Origin of the sequence: Nocardia speluncae NBRC 108251, assembly GCF_001613245.1 — a bacterium.
GTDB lineage: Bacteria > Actinomycetota > Actinomycetes > Mycobacteriales > Mycobacteriaceae > Nocardia > Nocardia speluncae.
This window is the reverse complement of the sequence record NZ_BDBZ01000043.1, coordinates 23,951-39,723: the sequence shown is the minus strand read 5'-3', so window position 1 is coordinate 39,723 and position 15,773 is coordinate 23,951. Positions and strand designations below refer to the sequence as shown.

General features: G+C 66.8%; 14 protein-coding genes and 1 pseudogene. 8 read left to right on the top strand and 7 right to left on the bottom strand.

Annotated features, from left to right (window positions below; translation table 11 throughout):
- A pseudogene (locus NS6_RS35320) lies at positions 1 to 437 on the top strand (ammonium transporter); the annotation flags it as partial.
- A 361-nt stretch (positions 438 to 798) separates the two neighbouring features.
- On the opposite strand, the gene NS6_RS34395 reads toward NS6_RS35320, so the two are convergent.
- Complete coding sequence (locus NS6_RS34395; protein ID WP_084471565.1) at positions 799 to 1,095, bottom strand: hypothetical protein; 297 nt, start codon at positions 1,093 to 1,095, stop codon at positions 799 to 801.
- A gap of 457 nt (positions 1,096 to 1,552) precedes the next feature.
- On the opposite strand from NS6_RS34395, the gene NS6_RS30830 reads away from it, so the two are divergent.
- Positions 1,553 to 2,188, top strand: a complete 636-nt coding sequence (locus NS6_RS30830; protein ID WP_068049416.1) for a DUF8020 domain-containing protein — start codon at positions 1,553 to 1,555, stop codon at positions 2,186 to 2,188.
- A gap of 157 nt (positions 2,189 to 2,345) precedes the next feature.
- On the opposite strand, the gene NS6_RS30825 is transcribed toward NS6_RS30830, so the two are convergent.
- On the bottom strand, positions 2,346 to 3,140 hold the full coding sequence (locus NS6_RS30825; protein ID WP_068049448.1) for an LLM class F420-dependent oxidoreductase: 795 nt from the start codon (positions 3,138 to 3,140) through the stop codon (positions 2,346 to 2,348).
- 281 nt (positions 3,141 to 3,421) lie between these two features.
- Between NS6_RS30825 and NS6_RS30820 the strand changes: the two genes are divergently transcribed.
- A complete protein-coding gene (locus NS6_RS30820) occupies positions 3,422 to 4,249 on the top strand; it encodes an alpha/beta fold hydrolase (protein ID WP_068049414.1) in 828 nt (275 codons plus the stop codon).
- Positions 4,250 to 4,311: 62 nt separating this feature from the next.
- Here the strand turns inward: NS6_RS30820 and NS6_RS30815 are convergent, their stop codons facing one another.
- From NS6_RS30815 to NS6_RS30800, 4 genes are read right to left on the bottom strand one after another with little or no spacing between them, the layout of a single operon-like run.
- Positions 4,312 to 5,748, bottom strand: coding sequence for an MmgE/PrpD family protein (locus tag NS6_RS30815; protein WP_068049412.1), 1,437 nt, complete (start codon positions 5,746 to 5,748; stop codon positions 4,312 to 4,314).
- 51 nt (positions 5,749 to 5,799) lie between these two features.
- Positions 5,800 to 6,642: a cyclase family protein gene (locus NS6_RS30810; RefSeq protein WP_068049410.1), complete on the bottom strand. Its 843-nt coding sequence runs from the start codon at positions 6,640 to 6,642 to the stop codon at positions 5,800 to 5,802.
- Entirely contained in the window at positions 6,639 to 7,478 is an 840-nt protein-coding gene (locus NS6_RS30805; protein WP_068049407.1) for an HpcH/HpaI aldolase/citrate lyase family protein, read from the bottom strand. Before NS6_RS30805 ends, NS6_RS30810 begins: the two co-directional genes overlap by 4 nt.
- Complete coding sequence (locus tag NS6_RS30800) at positions 7,475 to 8,257, bottom strand: IclR family transcriptional regulator (RefSeq protein WP_068049405.1); 783 nt, start codon at positions 8,255 to 8,257, stop codon at positions 7,475 to 7,477. The genes NS6_RS30805 and NS6_RS30800 overlap by 4 nt, the downstream gene beginning before the upstream one ends.
- 245 nt (positions 8,258 to 8,502) lie before the next feature.
- Here NS6_RS30800 and NS6_RS30795 point away from each other — a divergent pair, with 245 nt between their 5' ends.
- The 5 genes from NS6_RS30795 (at position 8,503) to pip (ending at position 15,081) form a co-directional block, all read left to right on the top strand.
- Positions 8,503 to 9,870: an FAD-dependent oxidoreductase gene (locus NS6_RS30795; RefSeq protein ID WP_218024289.1), complete on the top strand. Its 1,368-nt coding sequence runs from the start codon at positions 8,503 to 8,505 to the stop codon at positions 9,868 to 9,870.
- 60 nt (positions 9,871 to 9,930) lie between these two features.
- Positions 9,931 to 11,391 carry a dihydroorotase gene (locus NS6_RS30790; RefSeq protein ID WP_068049400.1) on the top strand — a complete coding sequence of 487 codons (1,461 nt, stop codon included), beginning with the start codon at positions 9,931 to 9,933 and terminating at the stop codon, positions 11,389 to 11,391.
- Positions 11,392 to 11,402: 11 nt separating this feature from the next.
- Positions 11,403 to 12,611, top strand: coding sequence for a CaiB/BaiF CoA transferase family protein (locus NS6_RS30785; protein WP_068049446.1), 1,209 nt, complete (start codon positions 11,403 to 11,405; stop codon positions 12,609 to 12,611).
- Between the two features lie 31 nt (positions 12,612 to 12,642).
- Positions 12,643 to 13,929 carry an MFS transporter gene (locus NS6_RS30780; RefSeq protein WP_068049398.1) on the top strand — a complete coding sequence of 429 codons (1,287 nt, stop codon included), beginning with the start codon at positions 12,643 to 12,645 and terminating at the stop codon, positions 13,927 to 13,929.
- A 180-nt stretch (positions 13,930 to 14,109) separates the two neighbouring features.
- Positions 14,110 to 15,081 (top strand): prolyl aminopeptidase, encoded by a 972-nt coding sequence (pip, locus tag NS6_RS30775; protein WP_371859385.1) that lies wholly within the window; start codon positions 14,110 to 14,112, stop codon positions 15,079 to 15,081.
- Positions 15,082 to 15,162: 81 nt separating this feature from the next.
- On the opposite strand, the gene NS6_RS30770 is transcribed toward pip, so the two are convergent.
- Positions 15,163 to 15,768: a hypothetical protein gene (locus tag NS6_RS30770; protein WP_068049396.1), complete on the bottom strand. Its 606-nt coding sequence runs from the start codon at positions 15,766 to 15,768 to the stop codon at positions 15,163 to 15,165.
- Between the last annotated feature and the right edge of the window lie 5 nt (positions 15,769 to 15,773).

Here is a 15,773-nt window from a genome sequence, read left to right as displayed (position 1 = left end):
CCGTGGTCACCCTGCCGCTGGCCGTACGCGAGGGTACGATCGAATATCCACTGCCACACGACATCCGGGAGAACGACCGGGTCTTGGAGCTCACCGCGGTGAAGGATCCGGCGGCAGCGCGGCCTGCCACCGAGTTCGTGGCCTCACCACAGGAGAATTTGGCGGCGCAGAACAATTTCGCGTCGCAGTTCGGAATCGCCACCGCTATCGGCGGATTCGTCGGTACCGCGATCGGCGCGCTCGTGGGGCTCACTGGAATCGTCACCGGGCCGGGCGTTGTCGCCAGTATCATCGCCGGCGCCACCATCGGTGGGATCATCGGCACGATCGCTGTCGGCGGCCCCACTCTGGTCATCGCGGCGGTAGAGCTGGTCAATACCCTCAATGCGGCACCGGGCACCACTCAGTGGGCACCGAAGAAGCAGGCAACTCCGTAGAACGCAAGCCTGTGGTCGCCCACCTCGTGATCATCGGGACCCACTGTCACGGCGGGTCCCGATGGCTGCCACCCAGTCCCGCTGCGCCGGAAACATTGTCTGTGACATCACCCCGAGGTGACCTGCCGTCGAGACAACGGCGTCCCGGCCGTTGCCGGACCGGAATGCCGTCGGCGCCGACATCACCCGGCTCGCTGCCCGCGTACACGAACCCTGGCACCGCGATGATGTTTTCCGATTGCCGAGCAGCCCGGCTGCGCAGGCATCCGCGACCGGATCGTGATCGGCGAACCGATGACACCGATCGGTGCCGGGCCCCGCTCCACTCGGCCGCGGATGCTCTGCTCATGGATTCTGCGGGTCAGTGTTCGTCGTAGTGCCCGTCGTGGGGGGCGTGGCGGTGGCCGTCGTGGACGTAGTCGACATGGTCGCCGTGCGGGACGGCCACATGACCGCAGCCCTCACCGTGCACATGGTCGTGGCTGCCGTGTTCCGTATGCGCCGCGGGCTCGCATTCGTCGTAGTGGCCGGCGTGCTCGCGGTGTAGGTGGCCGTCGTGGACGTAGTCCACGTGGTCGCCGTGTGGTACCGCGACGTGCCCGCAGTCCGGTCCGTGTTCGTGCTGGTGTTCGGTGTGCTGAGCATGTGCCGTTGTCATGGGTGTTCCTTCTTTCCTCGAAACGGTCAGCTGGAACTACACACACAGTTACATTATCAAGTGCGCATCAGTGCAGGTAGCCACATATTCGCCGATTGCGCGCCCCAGCCGGCGCCCGACACGCATACGGAGATCGATTCCGCAGCGGAGGGCGGGCAGCACGGCCGCTTTTCGGCGTGCGATGCGGGTATCGGCAGCAATCAGCAGACCTACACCGGCAGCCGGCCGGCTCAGCCCAGAAGCCGATACCGGGCGGCCGATTCATCCCATCTTTAAAATTTCCCGGAAGAAATTCCGCTAAATTATGTCGCACTTGCGCCCACGGCAGCGTAGTGTCTCAAATGTTCGAAACCGCCGGGACCCAGCCGTTTCGGTCCGGCGGGACTCGGTCGGCGCGGTCGTCCCGACGGTAAACCACCCTTTGGCGACACCGTGATCAGATCGGACATGTGAACCAATGAGGATCCGCAAGATTGCCGCGGCCATCGTGCCGCTGATAGCCACCGCGACCTTCGGCGCAGCCACCGCCCACGCGGCGCCGGCCACCGCACCCGATATCGGTTACCGCACCGAATTGATCGGCAAAACCGTTGTCACAACCCTCACGCACGGCACCTTCGAGATAGCCGGAGAAACAGTCCACATCGTCGACGAATCCGGCGCCACAGTGGTCACCCTGCCGCTGGCCGTACGCGAGGGCGGCACCGAGTACCCGCTGCCGCACGCGGTCCGGGAAGAGGGCCGGGTGCTGGAGCTCACCGCGGTCAAGGATCCGGCGGCGGCACGTCCGGCCGCCGAACTGGTGGCTTCCCCGCAGGAGAACCTCGCGGCACAGGACAATCTCACCTCACAGATCGGCCTCGCCTCGGCCATCGGAGGGCTCGTAGGCACGGTGGTCGGTGCTGTTGCCGGCCTGCTCATCACCGCGGGAACCGGTGTCGGCATACCCGCCGGGATCGTCACCGGCGCCGCCCTCGGCGGCGTGATCGGCACGATCGTCGTCGGCGGTCCCACCCTGATCATTGCCGCGGTGGACATGGTCAATACGCTGACCGCACCTCCGGGCACCACTCGGTGGGCTCAGAACAAGTAGAGCCACCTGGAATACCATCCGGCCAGGCCCCGAACTACTCAGGGCCTGGCCGGACCACATGACAACGACCATGTTCACACCCCGGTCGGGGTATGAACCGCCGATGCCCGAGAAGGGCGGCGTCCGATAACCCATACGAGTTATCGGACATGCAGTGTCAGGCGATACCGCTGACCGGCTCCGGGTTTGTCCGGTCCCGCCAGGCGAGCGCCTCCCGGACCTGGGTCAGGTCGTAATCGGGGCCGTTGATACCCACGGTGAACAGAGTCGCCCCCGCGGCGTGGTAGGCGGGCGCCGCTTCGCTACCCGGCCAGGCCACCGACCGCTCGATCTTCCCCGGCTCCGTGCCGACACGAGAGCAGTGCTCCTCGAGAACTTGACTCTTATGGGTGAACACCTCCAGTTCACCGAAGCTGTGCCAGATATCGGCGTACTCGGCGACCAGGCGCAGCGTTTTCTTCTCCCCACCACCGCCGATGAGGATCGGGATCTCACGCACCGGCGGCGGATTCAGTTTCCCCAGCCGCCCGGTGATCCGGGGCAGATATTCCTTGAGCAGGTTCAGGCGGCTGCCCGCGGTACCGAAGTCGTAGCCGTATTCGTCGTAATCGCGCTCGAACCAGCCCGAGCCGATCCCCAGGATGAGCCGGCCGCCGCTGATCTGATCGACGGTGCGGGCCATATCGGCGAGCAGATCGGGATTGCGGTAGCCGCCACCGGTGACCAGCGCGCCGATCTCGACCCGTTCGGTCTGCTCGGCGAACGCGCCGAGCATGGTCCAGCATTCGAAGTGGGCGCCGTCGGGGTCGCCGTAGAGGGGATAGAAGTGGTCCCAGTTGAACACGATATCCACACCGGCGTCCTCGGCCCGCAACACCGCGTCGCGAATGAGTCCGTAATCGGGGGCGTGCTGGGGCTGGAGTTGAATTCCGATCCGAACCGGTCGGCTCATCTGCATGACTCCTCGTAGTCGGGTTGATCTCCCGACCCGAGGCTACCGGCGGGGTAGCACCCGGACGCGGTTTGTTCGCCGTGGGCGCAGAGCCGCCGTCCTCCGGATCGCCGGCTACCGGATTCCGGCCGCGGCCGGTTTCGGGGACGATCGCGCATGGATTCAGTAACGAACGGATACAGGACTTTTCCGGGAAAATATCGCCGGTAGCATTCGCGACGCGTCTCGTTGTCACGGCCTTCGGCAGGCCGGCGATCACGCACATGAGGAGGTTTCTACTCATGCCGGTGTGCACGACTCGCGATAATGTGAATATCCATTACAAAGACTGGGGCAGCGGTCGGCCGGTCGTTTTCATCCATGGCTGGCCGTTGAATGCCGATGCCTGGGACGACCAGATGAAATGCGTCGCCGACCACGGCTACCGCGGTATCGCACACGACCGCCGCGGCCACGGACGATCGGACCAGCCGTGGACCGGTTACGACTTCGATTCCTTCGCCGACGACCTGAACGACCTGCTCACAATGCTCGATGCCGAGGATGTGACGCTGGTGGCCCACAGTATGGGCGGCGGAGAACTCGCCCGCTACATCGGCCGGCACGGGACCGGCCGGATCCAGTCGGCGGTACTGCTGTCGGCGATTCCGCCCCTGATGATCCGGACCGACGCCAATCCGGAGGGCGTGCCGGACAAGGTTTTCGAAGATATCAAATCCGGAATCCTCACCGAGCGTTCACAATTCTGGAAAGACACCTCCGAGGGGTTCTTCAGCGCCAACCGTTCCGGCACGAAGGCCACCCAGGGAAATCGCGACGCATTCTGGTTCATGGCAATGCAGGAAAGCATCGAAGCCGGTGTGAAATGTGTCGATGCGTTCGCCTATACGGATTTCGCCGAGGATCTGCGGAAATTCGATGTACCCACCCTGATCGTGCACGGCGACGACGATCAGGTCGTACCCATCGATGCCACCGGGCGCAAATCCGCAGAGATCATCGCCGACGCCACGCTGAAGGTGTACGAAGGCGGCTCGCACGGCATCGCACTGGTGCCCGGCGACAAGGAACGCTTCAACGCCGACCTGCTGGAATTCCTCGACCGCTGAGCCGCGGCGGACCGCGTCCCCGTTGTGCGGGTGACGCGGTCCGTCGGTGAGGCCGGGCGGGATCAGCCGCGCACGGCAGCCATGAGGGTTTCGAGAGAATCGGCCGCGGGGAGCGCGAGCGCGTGGGCGGCGACGGTGCGGGCGGCTTCCGGGGTCAGCCGGTCCTCGACATTGAGATCGAACTTCCACGTGAGTTCGTCGTCGGAGAGCGGATTCGCCGGGCCGCCACGGTTGTGGTCCACGCGGGCCTGATGCCAGGCGCCGTCACGGGTGCGCACCCGCAGGACCGCCGGGAACTGGTGCGGGTAGATCTCGTCGCACCGGTCGTCGCTGTGGCTGGTGACCAGCCGGGCGAGTTCGAGGGTGCGTGGATCCTTTGCCGACTCATCGGTGAAATCGGCATGCCCCACACCGAGACCCGAACCGCCGAGCAGCGCGCGCGCCACCGTGAACGGACCGGAGAACGCCGCGTGGTAGCCCGATTCCGGGGCTGCCTTCGCGGCGGGCGGTTCGGCAATGGTGCGCAGCACCGGTTTCGGTACGCCGAGTTCGATTTCCACGATATCGGCGGGGTCCACATCGCGACGCAGGATGCGGGCCGCGTCGATACCGGCGTGGGTGAAATGGTTGCAGGGGTAGGGCTTGAAGAAGATTCCGGGGAGTTCCCAGTGCTCGCCGAGCCGGTCGAGAACTTTCGCGGTGTCGGCGCGGTCACCGCAGAAGGCGTGCAGGAAACCGAAGCGGCCTTCGATCACCGTGGGCGGGCCGGTGAGACCGTGGCGGGCGAATTCCGCTGCGGTGACGGCGGAATGGGCGGCCCAGCCGCAGTGGGCGCGTTTGACCGTGCCGCCGGTTCGGTTGGCTTCCAGCAGACCCGCGCCGAAGCTGGCCGCGATGCCCATGGCATCGGCGATACCTTCGGCGTCCAGGCCGTACAGCATGGCCGCGGCGGCGGCCGACCCGACGGCGCCACAGATGGAGGTGGCATGCTGGCCGCGTTCGAAGAACTCCGAATTGCCGAGTTCTTCGTCGTAGCCGCCCATACCGAGCCGGACGGCGATTTCGATACCCACGCCCGCGGCGTCGAGAACGGCGGCGCCCGTGGCACCGGTCGCCTCGCCGACCGCGAGGGCGGCGGGGACCACCGAGGCCGATGGGTGCAGCACCGACGGGAGGTGAGTGTCGTCGGAATCCATCGAATGGGCGAGGGTGCCGTTGACCAGGGCAGCGGTGGCGGCGGGGAATTGCTCGCCGGTGCCGATGCCGGTGGCGCGGGGGGCACCGGCCCAATCGCGGGCGACTGCGGTGACTGCTCGGGCCGAGGGCTGGTCGTGGGCCGCGAGGGAGTTGCCGAGAACGTCGAGGACGCGGCGGGCCACGTCGGTGCGGAGGTCGCCGGAGAGTCCTTCGGTGCGGGTCCGGACGGCCAGCGCCGCGAGACGGCCGACGACGGTGTTATCCAAGTCGTGGCGAGTATTCGTGCCGCGCTGATCAGGCATTACAGGATCCTCCGTGGTTACGTTTCGCTGCCGTTTCCGGGCCCGATCCGCTCATTTGGTGACCACCGCGACCGGGCGCACAGGCGAACCGGTGCCGCCGGTGATCCGCAGGGGCGCCATCACAAAGGTGAACTCGGTCAGCCCGCGGGCGCTCGCAGCTTCCAGGTTCAAATGTTCGATGATGTGGATTCCGTTCTCCACCAAAAGGATTCGATGCACCGGAAGCACGCTGTGCCCCTTGCCCGGCGGAATGTGTTCGAATGCGGTGGTATCCGCGCCCGCCGCCACGATTCCCGCGTCCGCCAGCCATTGCGCGGCGCCGACCTCCGGGCCCGGCACACCGTCCTGCTGGCCGAGATAGCGCTGGGCGTCGTCGAAGTGGCGGGCCCAGCCGGTGCGGATGAGCACGACATCGCCACGACGGGGAGACACGCCGGCGGCGTCGGCGGCATCGCGCAGGTCCTGTTCGGTGACGGCCTGACCGGCTTCGAGGGCCTCGACACCGCGTACCCGCGGTACATCGAGCAGCAGCCCGCGGCAGAGCATGAACGGAATGTTCTCCGCGCCGTGCTTCGAGTGCCGGCCGCCGCGCTGCGCTTCCTCGGCGTCGATATCGCCGTGCAGTTTTCCGCAGTGGCTGACATGCGAGAGGGCATCCACATGGGTGCCGACGTGACCGCCGGTCACGATGATTTCGTTGGAGGCCGAGCCGCCGTCGGGGCGGACCATATCGCCGTGCCGGCGGATGAGGGTCATCCGGAAACCGGGATGGTTGGGCGAACACGGCATACCCGTCGTATACGGATGCCCGAGCTCGACCGTATCGAGTTCGCTGCCCACCACGGCGTTCAACAGTGCGTCGGGGTGGCCCGCGGTGACGGTTTGTTCGGTCATGCTTTCACTCCTCGTGCTGCTGTGGCCTGTGCTCGATCGAGGACCACGCGGGCGTTCGCGACCACGGCGGGGTCGATGAATCTGCCGTTCTCGTCCAGAACCGCGGATTCACCCGCCGCCATGGACGCGGCCGCGCGGTCCACGATCCGGCGCGCCCGGTCCTGTTCCTCCGCCGTCGGCGTGTAGGCCGTATTGACGATGTCGATCTGATTCGGGTGGATGACGGAGCGGCCGAAGAAACCCTGGGCGAGGCCCGCCCGCGAGGTTTCGGCCAGGCCCACCGGATCATCCACAGCCGTCCACACGCTCTGCACAGGTGAGGACAGTCCGGCCGCGCGGGCCGCGGTGACGATCCAGCCGCGCGCCCAGACCAGGCCTTCCGGCTCGGTGCGCATATCGGCGGCGAGATCCGCTTCGCCCAGCGCGATTCCGGTGACGCGCGGGTGGCAACGGGCGATCTGCGGGGCCGCGAGCAGGCCGGCCGCGGATTCGATGGTGGCGTGCACAGGGCAGCGGAGGCGTTCCGCAGTCGCCGCCACCGATTCGGGGTCGTCGGATTTCGGCAATCGAACCCCGGCCGGATCGGGCCCGCCGGCGAGTGCGGCCAGTTCCCGGTCGAGCCACTCCGACCCGATCGCATTGAGCCGCAGCCAGACCTGCCGCTCCGGCGGGGCCGCGCACAGGGCTTCGAGTGCGTTGGCGAGCGCCTGGTCCTTCGCACCGACCGGGACGGCGTCCTCGAGGTCGATCACCACCGCGTCGGCGGCACTATCGATGGCCTTGCCGATCCGGTCCGCACGGTGCCCCGGCACGTAGAGCCAGCTGCGGGGGGTCATTTCGCCGTCACCGCCGGACGGTGGCCCAGGGCGCGGGACACCCGCTGGGCCGCTTCGCGCAACACGTTCTCGTGCCGGTCGCAGGCTTCCTCGGTCATCCGGTAGCTCGGTCCGCAGACCGACACCGAACCGATCACCGCGCCGTCGGCGCCGAACACCGGTGCCGCGATCGAGCCCGCGCCTTCCTGCCGTTCACCGGTCGACCGGCACACCCCGCGTTCGCGCGCTTCGCGCAGAGCCGCGCGTAGCTCGTCCGGGTCGATGATGGTGGTGGCGGTGAGTCGTGGCAGCGGACGGGACAGTAGGTCCTCCTGCTCGTCCTCCGAGAGGTGGGCCAGGATGATCCGTCCCGACGAGCCGCTGTGCAGTTCGAAGCGACGGCCGAGTTCGACGGTCATCTTGATTTCCTGCGTGCTCTCGACCTGGTCGAGGTACACCCGGCCACCCGGCAGGCGTCCGGTCACCGTGGCTGTCTCGCCGGTGGAGCGCTGGAGCTCGACGAGCGCTTCCCGGGCCATCCGCCGCAGCGGGGAGACGTCCAGGGCCCGCGCGCCCAGGGTCGCGGCGGCGGGTCCGAGCAGGTAACGGCGGGTTTCGGGCTCGTAGAGGAGCAGGCCGCATTCCACGAAGGTCGTGAGGATGCGGTGGGCGACGGCCTTGGAGATACCGGTCGAGCGGGCGATCTCCGAGACGCCGAGTGCGCTGGACCGGCGGCCGAACTCGAGCAGTACCTCCGCTGCCCGTGCGGCGGATGTGGTGCCGCCACTCGAGGGCTCCATCGTGGCTCCGTTCTCCGGGGTGGATTCGTATTCCGCCGGTCCCGCCGCATGAGGCGAGACCGACCAAGCGCTGAACCAGTTGTACCGCTTAGCGAAACGATTGTCTAGCGGCCTTGTGCCGCCGTTCGTCAAGTTTCCGACGAGTAAATCCGTTCAACAGGCACTTGTGCACAGATTGCCGAACGTGCATAGTGCAGGGGACCACATTCTTGCGTTCCGCTAGCCGGAACATGATAGGAGGAAGCGTGGACGGTCCGGATTTCGATCTCGTCGTCGCCGGCGCGGGCGGCGGACTTGTCGCTGCGCTGCGCGCCGCCGAACTCGGCGCGAACGTCCTGGTGATCGACGCCGACGAGCACTTTCAGCGCGGCAACAACACCTCGATGTGCACCGCGATGATTCCGGCTGCCGGTACCCGCTGGCAGGAAGCGGCCGGAGTTCAGGACAGTCCAGACCGTTTCCTCGACGACATCGCCCGCAAGACCGGGGGCACGGCCGACCGCCGCGTGTCCCGCGCCCTCGCCGAGACCAGCGCACAACTGGTCACCTGGCTGGCCGACAACCAGGACCTCGAACTCGAACTGGTCACCGATTTCCGCTACCCCGGCCACACCGCCGACCGCTGCCACAGCATCCCCGGACGGCACGGCTCCCGGCTGCTACGGCACCTGGTGCAGCGCGCACAGGCGCACCCCCGGATCGAGCTCATCGCACCGATGAGCCTGCGTAACGTGCTCACCACCGGCGGCCGGATCACCGGGGTCGAGATCGCCACACCCGACGGCAACAGCGAAAACCTGACCACTCGCGCCGTGCTGCTGGCGACGAACGGGTTCGGCGCGGATCGCGGCCTCGTGCGCCACCATCTGCCCGAAATCGCCGGCGCCCACTACCACGGCGGCCAGTTCAGCCGCGGCGACGCGCTGCGGATCGGCGGCGACCTGGGCGCCGACAGCGCCTTTCTCGACGCCTATCAGGGCCATGCCGCACTGTCGTCGCGCAGCCAGACACTCATCGGCTGGGCGACCGTCGTACACGGCGGCGTCATCGTCGACAGCACCGGTCGCCGCTTCGCCCCGGAAACCACCGGCTACTCCGAGTTCGCCGCGATTCTCGCCGGTCGGCCCGGCGGGGCCGGCTGGATCATCATCGACGAGCACATCGAGGAACTGTGCTCGGTATTCGACGATTTCCGGACCGTCGCCGAGAGCGGATCGCTGATCCGGTCCGCCACCGCGACCGGGCTGGCCGAGAGCATCGGTGTGCCCGCCACGGCACTCGACGACGAACTCGCCGCGACCCGGCGCGCCGCGGCCGGGGAAGAGCCCGACCGGCAGGGCCGTACCGACACCCGCCATCCGCTGACCGCGCCCTACATCGCGATCGCCATCACCCCCGCCCTCTTCCATACCCAGGGCGGTCTCGTCGTCGACGAGCACGCACGAGTGCTCGCGGGCGGCGCCCCGATACCCGGCCTGTACGCCTCCGGCGGCGCCGCCATCGGTATCTCCGGCCACGGCGCCGGCGGTTACCTCGCGGGCAACGGCCTCATCACCGCCCTCGGTCTGGCCTTCCTCGCCGCCGAGCACGTGAGCAGCGCCGTCGCTGTCTGATACCCCAGGCAAGCCACCTACCCAACAGAACAACTGTCCAGATATTCGCCAGGAGAAGAAATGACCACCTACCTGATCAAGAACGGCACCGTCGTACGCACCGACGACGCGGCTCCCGCCGAGGGCGAAACCGCGGATATCCTCGTCGTCGACGGCAAGATCGCGGCCATCGGCCCCGATCTGGATGCCGAAGGTGCCGAAATTGTCGACGCGACAGGCAAACTGGTCTTCCCTGGCGTTGTCGACGCACACCAGCACTGGGGTATCTACAACCCGCTGTCCGAGGACACGCAGACCGAATCGCGCGCCAGCGCGCAGGGCGGCGTGACCACCGCGCTCACCTATATGCGCACCGGCCAGTACTACCTCAACAAGGGCGGCCCCTACGCCGACTTCTTCCCCGAAGTGCTGGACGCCTCGGCGGGCCGCAGTTATATCGACTACGCCTTCCACCTGGCACCGATGTCCAAGCAGCACATCGGCGAGATCGGTGATCTGGCGTCGGACCAGGGCGTGACCTCGTTCAAGATCTTCATGTTCTACGGCAGCCACGGCCTGCACGGCCGCTCGGCCTCGCAGAGCGATTTCCTGATGATCCCCGAGAACGAGCGCTACGACATCGCGCATTTCGAGTTCGTGATGCGCGGGGTGCAGAAGGCACGCGAGCAGTTCCCCGAACTCGCGCCGCACATCTCGCTGTCGCTGCACTGTGAGACCGCCGAGATCATGAGCGCCTACACCAAGCTCGTCGAAGAAGAGGGCACACTGACCGGGCTCGCCGCCTACAGCGCGTCACGCCCGCAGCATTCCGAGGGTCTCGCAGTGACCATCGCGTCGTTCCTCGCCGACGAGACCGGGCTGCCGAATATCAACCTGCTGCACCTGAGTTCGGCCAAGGCACTGAAAGCCGCCATGAAGATGGCCGAGGCGTTCCCGCACGTGAACTTCCGCCGCGAGGTCACCATCGGCCATCTGCTCACCGATATCGACAACGCGAACGGCCTGGGCGCCAAGGTGAACCCGCCGATCCGCCCGCGCGAGGACGTCGAGGCGCTGTGGGAGCACCTGCTCGCGGGCAATATCGACTGGGTCGTCTCCGACCACGCCTGCTGCAAGGACGAAGTGAAATTCGGCGAGGACCGCGACGATGTGTTCGCCGCCAAGTCCGGTTTCGGCGGTACCGAATACCTGCTGCCCGGCCTGATCACCGAGGGTCGCAAGCGCGGTCTGTCGCTGCGCCGCATCGCCCAGCTCACCGCCTCGAACCCCGCCGACCGCTACGGCCTGCCGGGTAAAGGCCGGCTCGCCGAAGGCGTCGACGCCGATATCGCGATCGTCGACCCCAACCGCACCTGGACCGTACACGCCGCGGACTCCGAATCCACCCAGGAATACACCCCGTTCGAAGGTTTCGAGCTCGGCGCCGCCGTCACCGACACCTTCGTGCGCGGTAACCGGGTCCTGGCCGACGGTGTGGTCACCGGCGAACCCACCGGCCACTACATCTCCCGGCCGTACTGAGAGGTGTGCAGTTGACCTCCGAGAAACAGCCGACCGGCCCGCTGCGCGGTATCAAGGTCCTGGATGCCTCCACCATCCTGGCCGGGCCGCTCACCGCGCAGATCCTGGGCGATTTCGGCGCCGAAGTCATCAAGATCGAGCACCCGCAGAAACCGGACGGGATGCGCGGGCACGGTCTCGACAAGGACGGGATCCCGCTGTGGTGGAAGATGGTCAGCCGCAACAAGCAGACCGTCACCCTGAACCTGAGCGCGCCCGACGGGCAGGCGATCTTCCGGGATCTTGCCGCCGAGGCCGATGTGGTGGTCGAGAACTTCCGGCCGGGCACATTCGAACGCTGGGGTCTTTCCTACGCGGAGCTGTCCGAACGTAACCCGGGCCTGATCATGTTGCGGGTCACCGGGTTCGGGCAGCAGGGACCGTATGCGAAACGCCCCGCGTTCGGCACGCTGGTGGAATCGATGAGCGGTTTCGCCCATCTCACCGGTCAGCCCGACGGGCCGCCCACCCTGCCCGCCTTCGGGCTCGCCGATTCCATTGCCGGCGTGGCCGGTTCGTCGGCGGTCTCGATGGCACTGTTCGAACGCGAACGCAACGGCGGCACCGGCCAGGAGGTCGACCTCGATCTGCTCAGCCCGATCATGACCGCTGTCGGACCCGGTGTCATCTACGCCGACCAGCTCGGAATAGACCAACAGCGCACCGGCAACCGGTCGCAGAACAACGCCCCGCGCAACCTGTACCGCACCGCCGACGATCACTGGCTGGCGATCTCCACCAGCGCGCAGGCCATCGCCGAACGGGTGATGCGGCTCGTCGGGCATCCAGAAGTGATCGACGAGGAATGGTTCGCCACCGGACGCACCCGCGCCGAGCACGCCGATCTCCTCGACGAATACGTGGGTGGCTGGATCGCCGCACGCACTCGCGACGAGGTCACCAGCATTTTCGAAGAAGCCGGCGCCGCCGTGGCGCCGGTCTACCGGCCGAGTGATCTGCTGAAAGATCCCCAGGTCGTCGCCACCGACATGGTCACCACTGTCGACGACGACGAGCTCGGCCCCATGCGCATGCAGAACGTCATGTGGCGCATGTCCCGATCCCCCGGTGCGATCCGTCACACCGGCCGACCCGCCGGTGCCGATACCGACAAGGTCCTCACCCACCTCGGGCGCACGCCCGAAGACATCGACGACCTGCGGGCCCGCGGGGTCATCTGACCCCGCGACTGCTTCATCCGAGGAGTTCCCTATGAAATCGCGTTGGTGGACAATCACCATCATCCTGGGCCTGGTGGTGGTGAACTACGTCGATCGCAGCGCCATCTCGTACGCGGCCAGCGACCTGCGTGACGAGTTCGGCATCACGTCCGGCCAATACGGCGTGATCAGTTCCGCATTCTCGATCGGCTACATGCTGTTCGCCCTGCTCTCGGGGCCGCTGGTCGACCGGTACGGATCCCGCAAAGTGCTCATGGTCGGCATGTTCATCTGGGCCGCCGCCACCGCCTTGACCCCCTTCGCCGGTGGGTTCATCGGCCTCATCCTGCTGCGCATCCTCCTCGGAGCCGGCGAAGCGCCCTGCTTCCCGGCGGCCACCCGGCTCGCCAGCCGCTGGCTGCCCGCCCACGAACGCGGTAAAGCACTCGCCCTCATCGGCGGTGTCGCCGTCTCCGGCAGCCTGCTCGTCGGTGGCCCGATCCTCACCCAGCTGATCGCGCTCACCGGCTGGAAGGGCATGTTCTGGGTGCTCGCGGTCGCGGGCCTCGTGTGGGTGGTCCTCGCCTACCCGTTCCTGAAGAACTCGCCCAGCGAGGCGTCGTTCGTTTCGAAGGAGGAACTGGACTACATCCGGTCCGGGCAGACCGAGGGTGAGGACAGCGGTCAAGAATCCAGCACCGACTGGGGCGAGATCCTGCGCAACCGCAACCTGTGGCTGGTCGGCCTCGGCTACTTCGCCTGGGGCTTCATGTTCTGGGCGTTCATGTACTGGCTCCCGCAGTACCTGGAACACGAATTCGGCCTCTCCATCAAGGAAGTCGGCGCGTTCTCGGTGGCGCCGTGGGCCGCCGGTGTGGTTGGTGCGCTGCTCGGTGGCATCCTCGTCGACCGGGTGTACAAACGCACGCAGAGCATCCGCTCCCGGTTCGTGATCATCGGTGTGGCGTTGCTGCTCGCCGGTATCTCGATCCTGCCGATCCTGTTCTTCGGCAGCAACCTCATCATTGCTTTGATCTGCATCTCGGCCGGTGTCGGCTTCGGGTTCATCACCGGTGGCATCTGGTGGGTTGCCTCGATCGACGCGGCGCCGAGTCAGCCCGGCACGGCTGCCGGTTTCGCCGACGCCTGCTTCGCCCTGTCCGGCATCATCGCCCCCGCGGTGATGGGCTTCATCGTCGGCCGCACGGGCACCTACAACGGCGGATTCATCGTTATGACGGTCCTCTGCCTGATCGGCGCGATGGCAATGCTCTTCTTCACGAAGGAGCCGGAACGCCCGCAGATCGGGCCCGATCAGGAACTCGCGCCAGCGAAGTAATCCCCCGGTGTGCCCATCGCATACCGACCGAGACGGCACCGCGTGATCGATGAGGGTTCACGCGGCGCCATCGCATCGAACTCCGGCGCCGCTCTCGCTTCATTCCGGAGAGCGGCGCCGGACCCGTGCCCGGCGAGAAGTGGTCCAGCGCGACTCCGAGCTTCGCTACCGTTGGTCGTTGTGCCGATCTCGCAGCCGAAACTGCCGTTCCCCGATAGCGAGCCCTATGCGTCCGGGCTGCTCGATGTCGGCGACGAGAACCAGATGTATTGGGAGACGAGCGGAAACCCGCACGGGCGCCCCGCTCTCGTCGTGCACGGCGGCCCCGGCGCCGGCGGCAGCCGGGGAGCGCGCCGGACGTTCGACCCGGACGTGTTCCGGATCGTGCTGTTCGACCAGCGTGGCTGCGGCGAGAGCCGGCCGCACGCCTCGCATCCGTCGACCGATATGGCGCACAACACCACTGATCATCTGATCGCCGATATGGAGCGGCTGCGAGAACATCTCGGTATCGAGCGCTGGCTGCTCTACGGCGGTTCATGGGGTTCCACGCTGATCCTCGCCTACGCCGAACGTCACCCGGAGCGGGTCAGCGGGATCGTTCTGGTCGGCGTGACGATGACCCGCCCCCAGGAGATCGACTGGCTGTACCACGGCCTCCGACTACTACTACCGATCGAATGGGAGCGGTTTCGCAACGGCGCCCCCACCGAGGACCGGGACGGAAACCTGGTCGAGGCGTACCGGCGGCTGATGGAACACGACTATCCGGCGGTCCGCGAGACGGCCGCCCGCAACTGGTGCGCCTGGGAGGACGCAGTCATCGCCCACGAAACACTCGGTAAGCCGGGCCAATACACCGCGCAACCTGATGCCGCGCTGATGGCATTCGTCCGCATCTGCACGCACTACTTCGCGCACAACGGCTGGCTCGACCACGACCGACTACTGCGCAACGCACACCGGCTCACCGGAATACCGGGCGTTCTCATCCACGGCCGTCTCGACCTGTCCGCTCCACTACGCACAGCCTGGGAACTCGCTCGGGCCTGGCCGGAAGCCGAACTCCGGATCATCGACGATTCCGGCCATACCGGCAGCCCGGCGATGCGGGCGGCAATCTTCGAATCGATCGATCGATTCGCCCGTTGATTCGGCCTTCTCCAGGTCGTACGGCGGCAATATACTCATCTGCCTTGCGCTGTACTCAACTACCTTGCGCTCGGGTTCGGTTCACCGTTCGAGCGCGGCCGCGAAATCCGGGTGAGCACGGACGGTCATCGCTGTCGCGCTCGTCAGGGGCCTGACCCGGGCAGGGCGGTTACCGCGCGCATACAGCGTCAGCGCCACAGCCAGTGCACCGGGGATCCAACCGGGGAAGAACGCGAATACCATGGACAGAGTTACGGACCGCACCACGCCGGCTTGGGCCGCCATGAACAGAACCGCCAACGCCACAGGACCCGCGAGCCCGAGGCAGTACGCGATGAATTCGAGAATCCGGCGATACCGCACGCATGTCCGGCACATCGGCCACCGGCCGCTGACCTGCACGGTGGTCGACGGTGTCATGCGATACCGCGCGAGCCCCCAGACAAAGGACGACCACCAACTGGTCTCCACCTGCCCACGAGCACCCTGATGCAGCCGCAGCTCGGAGTCGCGGTACTCCACTGCCTTCCGGCCGTGCCGGACGCAACGGTCCGGGAAATCCTGTCCGACTTCGAGCGTGAGCGTACGCGGCGCATCCAACTCGCCGGTTCGCCAACTGTATTCACGCAAGGTCATCCCGCCACGATGCCGCCGCAACGCGACGGTCGCGTCCACCTTACGTTTCATGCGAG

Excerpts from the sequence above, each read along its gene's own strand:
- NS6_RS30830 (WP_068049416.1), top strand. The coding sequence starts at position 1,553 with ATGAGGATCCGCAAGATTGCCGCGGCCATCGTGCCGCTGATAGCCACC.
- NS6_RS30805 (WP_068049407.1), bottom strand. The coding sequence starts at position 7,478 with ATGACCCCCCGCAGCTGGCTCTACGTGCCGGGGCACCGTGCGGACCGG.
- NS6_RS30820 (WP_068049414.1), top strand. The coding sequence starts at position 3,422 with ATGCCGGTGTGCACGACTCGCGATAATGTGAATATCCATTACAAAGAC.
- NS6_RS30815 (WP_068049412.1), bottom strand. The coding sequence starts at position 5,748 with ATGCCTGATCAGCGCGGCACGAATACTCGCCACGACTTGGATAACACC.
- NS6_RS30800 (WP_068049405.1), bottom strand. The coding sequence starts at position 8,257 with ATGGAGCCCTCGAGTGGCGGCACCACATCCGCCGCACGGGCAGCGGAG.
- NS6_RS30790 (WP_068049400.1), top strand. The coding sequence starts at position 9,931 with ATGACCACCTACCTGATCAAGAACGGCACCGTCGTACGCACCGACGAC.
- NS6_RS30810 (WP_068049410.1), bottom strand. The coding sequence starts at position 6,642 with ATGACCGAACAAACCGTCACCGCGGGCCACCCCGACGCACTGTTGAAC.
- NS6_RS34395 (WP_084471565.1), bottom strand. The coding sequence starts at position 1,095 with ATGACAACGGCACATGCTCAGCACACCGAACACCAGCACGAACACGGA.
- NS6_RS30825 (WP_068049448.1), bottom strand. The coding sequence starts at position 3,140 with ATGAGCCGACCGGTTCGGATCGGAATTCAACTCCAGCCCCAGCACGCC.
- NS6_RS30770 (WP_068049396.1), bottom strand. The coding sequence starts at position 15,768 with ATGAAACGTAAGGTGGACGCGACCGTCGCGTTGCGGCGGCATCGTGGC.
- NS6_RS30780 (WP_068049398.1), top strand. The coding sequence starts at position 12,643 with ATGAAATCGCGTTGGTGGACAATCACCATCATCCTGGGCCTGGTGGTG.